A 10,428-nucleotide genomic window follows, 5' to 3' on the forward strand; every position below is an offset into this window, starting at 1 on the left:
GGCACGGGGCCGTGGCTGGCGCGGCCGCTCCGGCGGGTTCGGGATCGGCTCCATGGTGACCGGGGGCGCCACCACGACCGGCGGCGGGGCCACGACCACGATGGGCGGGGGCGGGGTGACGACGACCGCCGCCGGCGCCAGGGCCACGGCGAGGCCGGGTCCCCAGGCGGTCCGGTCCGCTTCCTGCGCCGCGTTCAGGGTATTCGGCCCGTCCGCCACGCCGCGATAGGGCGGCCGGGCATGGGGCGGCACCGTCCAGCAATCGACGCTGCCGAGGCTACGGGTGCAATAGGGCTGCGCCGCCGGGGGCTCCTCCGTGGGGGCGCAATAGCTCTGGCGGCGATCGAGCCGCACCACGGAGCAGTCCCGGCCGGTGACCAGGGACGCGACCACATCGACCGGCGTCCGCCCCATCACGGCGACGGAGCCGCCAGCCACGACCGCGATCGGTCCCGCCGCCTCGCAGGCGGCCAGCAGGGGGATCAGGGTCACGATGGCGAGAGTGGCGCGCATGCGGCATCTTGCCGCGGCCGGGCTTAACGCTTTGCCACCGGCCCTGTATGAAGCCCCCCTTTGCCGGCCTCAGGCCATCACGCTCCAGGGACGAAGGACTGCCAGTGCCCGATATCTTCGACGAGGTCGAGGAAGAGTACCGCGCCGAACGCACCCGGCAGTTCTGGCGGCGATACGGCGTCCTCTTCGCCGCGGCCCTGTTCCTGGTGGTCGGCGGCATCGCCGGCTGGCAGGGGTGGCAGTATTGGCAGCAGCGCCAGGCCCAGCACGCCGCCGCCGCCTTCCTGACCGCCCAGACGGCGGCCGAGGCGGAAGGCGCCAATGCTGCCGAGGCCGCCCAGCGCTTCGCCGCCGTTGCCGCGGAGTCGCCCGCCGGCTACCGGACACTGGCGCGCCTGAACGAAGCGGCGCTGCAGGCCCAGGCCGGGGATCGCAACGCGGCCCGCGCCACGCTCGATGCCGTCGCTTCCGACAATGCCGCCGATCCGCTGTACCGGGATCTCGCCAGCCTGCTCTGGGTGCTGCATGGGCTCGACGACGCCGATCCGGCGCTGCTCGCCGCCCGCATCGCGCCGCTGACCGCGGCGGGCGCGCCCTGGCGGGCCTCGGCGCTCGAGTTGTCGGCGCTGGTCGATCTGCGCCGCGGCCAGAAGGCCGAGGCCAAGCGGGCGCTGAGCGCGCTGGCCGAAGACGTGACCGCGCCGCAGGGCGTCCGCGACAGGGCGCTGCGCCTGGCGCGCGAAATCGAGGGGTAGGGGGCTTGATGCACAAGGGGTTCACGCGGCGCGCCGCGCTGCTCGGCGGCGCCGGCCTGGCCGTCGCCGGCTGCGAGACCATCGACGATATCTTCGGCAGCAGCCGGCGGCCCCTGCCGGGCACCCGCGTCCCGGTGCTGTCCCAGATCCCGGACCGCCGGCTGGAAGGGGATGCGGGCTTTACCGCCAGCGTCACCCTGCCGCCGCCCGCGCCCCGCGCCGACTGGCCGCAGGCCGGCGGCACCCTCTCCCACGCGCCCGGGCATCTCGAGCTGGCAGGGCAGTTGTCGGAGGCGTGGCGGGGCAGCTTCGGCACTGGTTCCTCCTATCGCCGCCGCATCACCAGTTCGCCGGTGGTCGCCGGTGACATGGTCGTCGCCGCGGATGCCTACGGCATCGTCACCGCCTTCGACGCCGCGCGCGGCGGCCGCCGCTGGCGCTTCGATTCGGAGCGCGAGAACGAGAGCGACGGCGCGGTCGGCGCCGGCCTCGCCTTCGCCGACGGCACGCTCTACGTCACGACCGGCCTCGCGGAGGTGATCGCGCTCGATCCCGCGAATGGCCGGCCGCGCTGGCGCGCCAATCTGCCGGCGCCGACGCGCGGCTCGCCCACCGTCGTCGGCAACCGGATCCTGGTGCCGACCATCGAGAACCAGTTGCTCGGCCTCGACACCAGCGACGGGCGCCGGGTCTGGACCCATCGCGCGACGGCGACGCCAACGGTGCCGCTCGGCCTGCCGGCGCCCGCGGTCGATGGCGAGACGGCGGTCGCCGGCTTCGCCTCCGGCGAGCTGGTGGCGCTCCGCGTCGCCGATGGCCGCGTCCTTTGGACCGAAAGCCTGGCGCCGGCTGGCGGCACCAGCCTGGCCGAGGTCGCGGCCGCGGGTATCCGCGCCCTGCCGGTGATCGCCGATGGCCGCGTCATCGCGGTCGGCATGGGCGGCCTTTCGGTCGCGGTCGACCTGCGTTCGGGGCGCCGCCTCTGGGAACGCGAGTTCGGCGGCGGCAATGCGCCTTGCGTGGCCGGCGACTGGGTCTTCGCCGTGACCGATGTGGGGGAGGCGGCGGCGATCGGCCGCGATGACGGCCGGGTGCGCTGGGCCGTCAGCCTGGCGCCCGCCGACCGCGACAACCGCGCCCCGGGCGTGCTGGCGACGCCCTTGCTGCTCGGCGGGCGGCTGATCATCGGCGCTTCCACGCGGGAGCTGATCTCCCTCGACCCCAGCGATGGCCGCGTCACCGGCCGCCAGCGCATGCCGGGCGGCGTCACCATCCAGCCGGCCTATGCCAATGGCACGCTCTTCGTGGCGACGGATGACGCCACGCTCGTTGCCTTGCGCTAAGCGCAAGGTAAGGAGGTTATTTTGGGGCCTCAGGCGCCGGCGGGCGCATCCGCGCCCTTGGCTTTCGCGCTGTCAGGGCGCACTGGGCGCGGCTGATGGTCGCGCGCGGGGCCGCATTCGCGGCCCCGGGGCATCGCTACGCTCGCCCCGCAAGGATGGGTGGCGGCCTGCGGCCGCGGGGGCGCAGACCCGCTGAGGTTGGGGTAGCCCTGGTGGGCGCTGCGCGGTAAGGAAGGCCGGCGCGGGCCCCGGTGGCTCGCCCGGAAACCCCCATGCCTGTCACCGTCGCTGTCCTCGGCCGGCCCAATGTCGGCAAGTCTTCGCTGTTCAACCGCCTCGTCGGCCGCAGGATCGCCCTGGTGGACGACACGCCCGGGGTGACGCGCGACCGCAAGGAAGGCTTCCAGTCCTATGGCGGCCGGCGCATCCGCTTCATCGATACCGCAGGGCTGGAGGAAGCGGCGCCGACGACCCTCGCCGGCCGCATGACCGCGAGCAGCGAGGCCGCGCTGCAGGAAGCCGACCTCGCCCTTTTTGTCGTCGATGCCCGCGCCGGCCTGACGCCGTCGGACCGTGCCTTCGCCGAATGGCTGCGCCGCGCCCCGGTTCCCGTGCTGCTGGTCGCCAACAAGGCAGAGGGCAAGGGCGGCGCCACCGCGGCGATGGAGGCTTATGAGCTCGGCCTCGGCGATCCCGTCGCGGTTTCGGCCGAGCATGGCGAAGGCTTCGGCGGCCTCATCGGCGCCATCCTGGAACGCCTGCCCGAGGCCGATGCGGAGGAGGATGAGCACGACCCCGATCGCCCGCTGCGCCTGGCCATCATCGGCCGCCCCAATGCCGGCAAGTCGACGCTGCTGAACACGCTGCTGGGCGAGGAGCGGATGATAACCGGCCCCGAGCCGGGCCTCACCCGCGATGCCGTCTCCGTCGAGTTCCGCGACGCCGAGGGGCGGGTGCGCGTTGTCGACACCGCCGGCCTCCGCAAGAAGGCGCGGGTCGAGGAGAAGCTCGAGAAGATGAGCACCGGCGCCTCGATCGAGGCGCTGCGCGACTGCGAGGTCGCGGTGCTGGTGGTCGACGCGCTGCTCGGCATGGACGAGCAGGACCTGCGCATCGCCCGCCTGGCCGAGCGCGAGGGCCGCGCCGTCGTCGTCGCCTTCAACAAATGGGATGCGGTCGAGGATCGCAGTGCCACGCGCCGTCGGCTGGACGACGTGCTGATGGCCTCGCTCGCGCAGTCGAAGGGCGTCGCCGTGGTGCCGATGTCGGCCGCGACCGGCAAGGGCGTCGAGAAGCTGATGCCGGCGGTGCGCAAGACCTATGCATTCTGGAACAAGCGGGTGCCGACCGGGGCGCTGAACCGCTGGTTCGAAGGCGCGCTGTCGCGCCATCCGACGCCGCTGGTCGAGGGCAAGCGCATCAAGCTGCGCTACGCGACCCAGACCAAGGCGCGGCCACCGACCTTGCTGGTCTTCGGCACCCGCGCCGAGCAATTGCCCGAGGACTACCGCCGCTATCTCGTGAACAGTTTCCGGGACGTCTTCGACCTGCCGGGCGTGCCGATCCGCCTGCAGGCGCGCGGGACGACGAACCCTTACGCGGACAAGGACGAGGATTAGTTGAGGCGGCTGGGGGCTTCGCCCGGGCGGACAGGCAAGGGTGCCGCTGCGACCCGTGCTTCTGCGCCGCTGGGCTGATCTCTCTGCCGGCCTGGGATGCAGGCGCGCCGGCTTGATCTTTGCGGCTCTGACCCCCCGATACCCCGGGCGAACCGCATCTCAGCCTGAACCTGCCCGCAAGCGTCCAGCCCGCTCCAACAACCTCATGCAATCCGCCGCCCGCTCGCCCGCGGCGAGAGATGTCAGCCATGTCCCGAAATCCGGATCCAGTTTCTTCTCCGTCGCGCGTGTCCCGCCGCCTGTTCGTGCCGATCCTCGCCGGGGCGACGCTGCGCGAGCGACTGATCGCCTGCCTCGGTTCGCTGCTTGGCACCGGCCTGACCGGCCTCGTCTGCGGGGTACTGCTGGAACGCGGCCCGCATCTGCCCCTATTGGTGGCACCGATGGGTGCCTCGGCCGTGCTGCTCTTCGCGGTTCCCGCGAGTCACCGATGGCAGAACCCATGCGGTCATCGTCACGGATCCTGAGAACCGCGTGCTCGGCCTGATCTCCCAGACGGATTTGCTGAGCGCCATGGGCCGCCTGCCTGCCCAGCGTCAGGCGGTGCGGCAGAGCGCGATCCCCTAACCGGCGAGCGGCACATCGGCCCACGGCATGATGGAGGCCGCGGCGATCGGAGGAGCGATGAGCTTATCTCATCGATTGCCCGAGAATTCAGAATTATTCCTCTGGCGACTCCGTCGCTAACCTGACGGTCTCGATAGTCTCCGGGGATCGTTGAATGGCCACAGTTGCAGAGATCATCGGCGAACGCCTGCACCGCGCGGGCTGTCGCCACGCCTTCGGCATCCCGGGCGGTGAGGTGCTCGCCGTCATGAAGGGCATCGACGACGCCGGCGTGAAGTTCACGCTGGTCAAGCATGAGAACTCCGGCGGCTTCATGGCGGAAGGCGTGTTCCATCGCACCGGCGCGCCCGGCGTGCTGATCGCGACCCTCGGTCCGGGCGTCGCCAACGCCGTCAATGTCGTGGCCAATGCGCTGCAGGACCGCGTGCCCATGCTCTTCATCACCGGCTGCGTCGATGAGGAGGAGGCGGCCACCTACACGCACCAGGTATTCGACCACGCGGCGCTGATGCGGCCCGTCACCAAGGCGTCACTGCGCATGACCGCCGGCGCCGCCGAGGCGCTGATCGACAAGGCGATCGCGATCGCGGTCGCCGACCCGCCCGGCCCCGTCCATATCGACGTGCCCATCTCCGTGGCGACGCAGGAGGTGCCGGCCGCCAATGTCATGCTCAGCGCTGCTCCGGCCCTGGCCTCTCCCGCACCATCGCCCGCGCTGCAGCAGGCGCGCGAATGGCTCGCGCAGGCAAAGCGCCCGATGATGATCGCGGGGGTCGATGCGCTCTACCACCATGCCGAGGACGAAGTTCGTCGGCTCGTCGGGGAGTTGGGCATTCCCCTCATCACCACATACAAGGCCAAAGGCATTGTCGATGAGCGGCATGGCCTGGTGCTCGGGGGTGCAGGGCTGTCGCCGCAGGCCGACAAGATCCTGCTGCCGCTGCTGCGCGATGCCGACCTGATCCTGTTGGCCGGCTATGACCCGATCGAAATGCGGGTTGGGTGGCGCAATGTCTGGGACGGAACGGCTGATGTGGTCGAGTTCTCCGCAACGCGCAACACGCACTACATGCACCAGGCTTCCATCTCCTTCGTCGGCAACGTCCGCCAGGGGCTCGCGACCTTGCGTGCAGGGGTCGCGCGCGCCTCGCGCTGGACAGAGGATGAGGTGAGCGCGATCCGGCAGCAGCTCTTGGCGATCTACCGCACGGACGAAAGCTGGGGCCCGGCGGCCATCGTCGATGTCGCCCGCAGTCTGCTGCCGCACGATACGCTGGCCTCGGCGGACAGCGGAGCACACCGCATCCTCCTGTCGCAGGTGTGGGACTGCTACGAGCCGAGATCCCTCATGCAGTCATCCGGCCTTTGCACCATGGGTTGTTCGCTCCCTCTGGGGATAGGCGCCAAGCTGGCAGACCCGGAGCGGCCGGTGGCGGTCTTCACCGGCGACGCCTGTCTGGAGATGACGCTTGGCGAGCTGGCGACCGCCCGCGATGCGAAGACACCGGTCATCGTCATCGTCTTCGCCGATGAGTCGCTGTCGCTCATCGAGATCAAGCAGCGCGCCAACAATCAGTCGAACCTCGGCGTCGACTTCGGCGGCACCGATTTCGCGGCCGTGGGCCGGGCGCTGGGTGGCCTGGGGTTCGACGTCGGCAACCGGGATGATCTGGCTGCGGCGATCGAGCAATCCCTCGCGGCATCCACGTTCAGCGTCATCGCCTGCCGCCTGCCGCGCAAGGCCTATGATGGGCGGATCTAGCGGGGTTCCGGACCGGTCCCGACCTCGCGGCCGGCGACGGACCGGAAGGTCTCACTGAGAATCCCGATCGCCGGCTGCTCGGCTTGCTCGCGTCTGGCGACCAGCACGAGATTCCGTGTGATCGGCGGCACGAGCGACAGTTCGCGCAGGGGTCCAGCCAGCCGACGCGAGGTCGAGTGCTCGGGAATGATGGCGATGCCGAGCCCGAGATGGACCATGCCGAGAATGGCTTCGATGGAGTCGAGCTCCAGGATGGCATTCACTTTGATGCCCCTGGAGCGCAACGCCTCGTCGACGATCCGGCCAACGCCCATGGCGTTGCTGAACCGGATGAACGGGCGGGTCGACAGCATGTTATCCAGATCCGGCAGGACGAGATCCTGGTGCGCGAAGAGCTTCAGCTCCTCCTGGCGGACCAGGTCGGCGACCATGCCGACATCCAGGCGATCCGGTTCGGTCACCACTGCCGCGTCGAGACGCCCTTGTCCGACCTTGAACAGAAGCTCCGCCGAAAGCCCGCTCTCCGCGCGCGTCGTCAGGCCTGGATGGGCATGGCGCAGCCGGAGCAGGACATCCGGCAGAAGATCCGTGGCAGCGGACGGCACGACGCCGATGCGCAAGGAGCCGATGAGCTCCGATGCCGGAGCTCCCGCGGCGGCTTTCAGGGCGTCATACTGCTCGACCACGATCCTCGCCCGCCGAACGAGCATCCAGCCTTGCCGATTCAGCACAGGGGGGCGGGTCTTCCGGTCGAAGAGCGTCACCCGCCATTCCTCCTCGAGCGCCTTCATCTGCAGGCTGACCGCCGATTGGGTGATGAACAGCCTCTCCGCGGCGGCGCTGAAGCCGCCGCACTCGGCGATCATGATCAATGTTTTCAGATGCTTGATGGCCATGGAGTATCATAAGTTTTGCTCATTATGCCTGCAAATTTTTATCGCTTTCGCTTCTAAAGCCCCATGGCATTGTCGTCGCAGAGCTGCTGACGGGGATGTTCCATGCTGTTCAATCTGACGCCGGATCAGGTGCGGCTGCAGGGTCTGGCGCGGGAGGTGGCGGAGGGCTTCGTGCGCGGCCGCGCCGCAGAGACCGACCGCACCGAAGCCTATCCTTGGGACAATGTCCGCGAGCTCACCAAGGCCGGCCTGATCGGCTACACGATCCCGAAGGAGCATGGCGGCGCCGGCGGCAGCTTCTTCGATGCCGTCCTGATCATCGAGGAGATGGCGCGCGTCTGCGGCGTGACCGGCCGCATCGCGGTCGAGGCCAATATGGGCGCGATCTCCGCCGTGATGCGCTACGGCACGGAGGCACAGAAGAAGCTGGCCGCCGAGATCGTGCTGGCCGGCGACAAACCGGCGATCTGCATCACCGAACCCGATGCCGGCTCCGCCGCGACGGAGATGACGACCTCCGCGGTCAAGCGTGGCGACGTCTACGTGCTGAACGGGAAGAAGCACTGGATCACCGGCGCAGGGGTTTCCAAACTGCACCTCGTCTTCGCGCGCGTCTTCGATGAAGCCGGCCAGGAGCAGGGCATCGGCGGGTTCATGATCGTCCGGGACGACCCGAAGGCGGCCGAGGCGAAGGGCTTCAGGATCGGGAGGCGGGAGCCCACCATGGGCCTCCGCGGCATTCCCGAGAGCGAAGTGATCATGGAGAATGCCGAGGTTCCGGTGGCGATGGCGCTGCAGCCGCCTGGCGGATGGCGGCGCGGCTTCGCCGAGCTGATGAATGCCTACAACAGCCAGCGTGTCGGGGCGGGGACTGTGGCGCTCGGGCTTGCGCAGGGCGCATACGAACTGGCGCTCGCCTATGCCAAGTCACGTGAGCAGTTCGGCCGTCCGATCGCCGAGTTCCAGGGGCTTCAGTGGATGCTCGCGGACATGTCCATCCAGCTCAGTGCGGCGCGCCTGGCGCTCTACAATGCGGCGGCCAGCGCCGATCCCTTCCCGGATCCCCTGCTAGCGGCGCAGGCGAAGGTGCTGGCCTCCGAGATGGCGATCAAGGTCACGACCGACGCGCTGCAGGTCTTCGGCGCGCGAGGCTACTCCCGGAACCTGCCGCTCGAGCGCATGGCGCGCGATGCGCGGATGTTCACGATCGGCGGTGGCACCGCGCAGGTGCTGCGGACGCAGATCGCCAGCCGCCTCCTCGGCTGGAAGCTGCCGCAGACGCGCGACGGCTATCAGCGTAGCGCCACGAGGCTGGCGGCCGAGTAGGAAACGCCGGCCCCGCCTGCCGCACGGCATTGCGGGACTTCGGCGATTTTCCGGAGGCGATGCGCTCCGTCGCGACGAACATGGGATGTAGGGGGTGATCGACGTGAAGGATCCTCAGGGCTATCGCCTGACGACGTCCAGCCAGGAGGCGGCGCGGCTCTACAACCTCGCCCAGCAGAGCCTGCTCGAGTACCGCCTGAGCACGATGCAGACGATCAAGGAGGTGATCGCGGCGGATCCGGACTTCGCCCTGGCGCATTGCCTGCGCGGCTATCAGTTCATGATGTACGGGTCGTTCTCGGTCCTGAATGCCGCGAAATCCGCGCTCCGCGCCGCGGAGGCCTGCGCCGGCGCTGCGACGCCGCGCGAGCGGATGCATATCGAGGCGCTGCGGGCCTGGGCCGACGGGAAGACCGGTCGGGCGATCCTGCTGTGGGAACAGATCCTCTGCGACAGCCCGCTGGATATCGTCGCGCTCCGCCTGCATCACTTCAATTGCTTCTGGACGGGCCGCCAGCATTCCCTCCGCGGTGGCGCGGCGTCGGTGCTGGATGTCTGGTCCGAAGACATACCGGGCTATGGGAATGTCCTCGGCATGCTGGCCTTCGGCTATGAGGAATGCGGCCAGTACCGGGAAGCCGAGCGCTTCGGCCGCATGGCCGTCGAGCACAACGCGAATGATCTCTGGGCCATCCATGCTGTCGCCCATGTGCTTGAGATGGAAGACCGGCAGGAGGAGGGCATCGCCTGGCTCGCGCGCCCGGAAGATGCCTGGTCGGACCGCAATCCCTTCAAGGGCCATCTATGGTGGCACCTCGCGCTCTTTCATCTCGAGAGCCGGCAGTACGACGAGGTCCTGGCCCTTTACGATCGGTCCGTTCGGAATGACGGCTCGACATTCTACCTGGACATCCAGAATGCGGCCTCGCTGCTGGCGCGCCTGGAGCTCCTGAATGTCGATGTCGGCGATCGCTGGCTCGGACTGGCGGACTTCGCTGAAAAGAACATCGGCGACCATGGGCTCATCTTCACCGATCTGCACTACATGATGGCGCTCGCCAAGCAGCGCCGCTTCCAGGCGGCCGAGCGGCTCCTGGAGTCGATGGACGAATTCGCGGCCGATGATCAGACGGACAGCGCTGCGGTGGTCCGGACGCTCGGCCTGCCACTGTGCAGAGGGGTTCTGGCCTTCGAGCAGGGAGAATACGCGGCTGCCGTCGACTTTCTCGCACCGCTGCACAACAATGATGCGGCGATCGGCGCGAGCCATGCGCAGCGCGATATCATCGACCAGTACCTGATCGAGGCCACCATGCGCGCCAAGCGGCTCTCGCAGACGCGGATGCTCCTGGCCGAGCGCGTCAGGCTGCGCCCCCGCAATCAGGCGGCGATCGAGCGCCATCGCGATGTCGCCAGGAGAATCTTCGAGGCAGCCTGAACGGTGATGTCTCGCTTCTCTTCCACATCCGTCCTCGCTGCGACGAAGGAAACCACATGACCCCGATCAGCCTGGAGGCGATGGCGGCGAGCGTGCCGGATGGCGCGCTGATCGCGATGCCGCCCGACAATTCCCTGCCCTCCGTGGCA

The 10,428-nt window shown here is 69.2% G+C and carries 9 protein-coding genes; 7 read left to right on the plus strand and 2 right to left on the minus strand.

Annotation, left to right across the window (positions count from 1 at the left end; genetic code table 11):
- Positions 1-513: hypothetical protein (locus tag GXW71_RS33575; RefSeq protein WP_211858274.1), on the minus strand; the 513-nt coding region annotated here is incomplete at its 3' end.
- Positions 514-617: 104 nt separating this feature from the next.
- Between GXW71_RS33575 and GXW71_RS33580 the strand changes: the two genes are divergently transcribed.
- The 5 genes from GXW71_RS33580 (at position 618) to GXW71_RS33600 (ending at position 6,619) form a co-directional block, all read left to right on the plus strand.
- Positions 618-1,268: a tetratricopeptide repeat protein gene (locus GXW71_RS33580; protein ID WP_211858276.1), complete on the plus strand. Its 651-nt coding sequence runs from the start codon at positions 618-620 to the stop codon at positions 1,266-1,268.
- An 8-nt stretch (positions 1,269-1,276) separates the two neighbouring features.
- On the plus strand, positions 1,277-2,611 hold the full coding sequence (locus GXW71_RS33585) for an outer membrane protein assembly factor BamB family protein (RefSeq protein ID WP_211858278.1): 1,335 nt from the start codon (positions 1,277-1,279) through the stop codon (positions 2,609-2,611).
- 272 nt (positions 2,612-2,883) lie between these two features.
- Entirely contained in the window at positions 2,884-4,230 is a 1,347-nt protein-coding gene (gene der, locus GXW71_RS33590; protein ID WP_211858283.1) for a ribosome biogenesis GTPase Der, read from the plus strand.
- 248 nt (positions 4,231-4,478) lie between these two features.
- Positions 4,479-4,757, plus strand: a complete 279-nt coding sequence (locus GXW71_RS33595; RefSeq protein ID WP_211858285.1) for an HPP family protein — start codon at positions 4,479-4,481, stop codon at positions 4,755-4,757.
- Positions 4,758-5,011: 254 nt separating this feature from the next.
- The gene (locus GXW71_RS33600) at positions 5,012-6,619 is read left to right on the plus strand and encodes a thiamine pyrophosphate-binding protein (protein ID WP_211858287.1); all 1,608 of its coding nucleotides are present in this window, start codon (positions 5,012-5,014) and stop codon (positions 6,617-6,619) included.
- Here GXW71_RS33600 and GXW71_RS33605 read toward each other — a convergent pair.
- Positions 6,616-7,515 carry a LysR family transcriptional regulator gene (locus GXW71_RS33605; protein WP_211858289.1) on the minus strand — a complete coding sequence of 300 codons (900 nt, stop codon included), beginning with the start codon at positions 7,513-7,515 and terminating at the stop codon, positions 6,616-6,618. The genes GXW71_RS33600 and GXW71_RS33605 overlap by 4 nt on opposite strands.
- 102 nt (positions 7,516-7,617) lie before the next feature.
- On the opposite strand from GXW71_RS33605, the gene acdA reads away from it, so the two are divergent.
- Both acdA and GXW71_RS33615 read left to right on the plus strand, forming a co-directional pair.
- A complete protein-coding gene (gene acdA, locus GXW71_RS33610) occupies positions 7,618-8,841 on the plus strand; it encodes a 3-sulfinopropanoyl-CoA desulfinase (RefSeq protein WP_211858291.1) in 1,224 nt (407 codons plus the stop codon).
- Between the two features lie 94 nt (positions 8,842-8,935).
- Positions 8,936-10,279, plus strand: coding sequence for a tetratricopeptide repeat protein (locus GXW71_RS33615; RefSeq protein ID WP_211858293.1), 1,344 nt, complete (start codon positions 8,936-8,938; stop codon positions 10,277-10,279).
- Positions 10,280-10,428 lie beyond the last annotated feature (149 nt).

The organism is Plastoroseomonas hellenica (assembly GCF_018129085.1).
Taxonomy (GTDB): domain Bacteria; phylum Pseudomonadota; class Alphaproteobacteria; order Acetobacterales; family Acetobacteraceae; genus Plastoroseomonas; species Plastoroseomonas hellenica.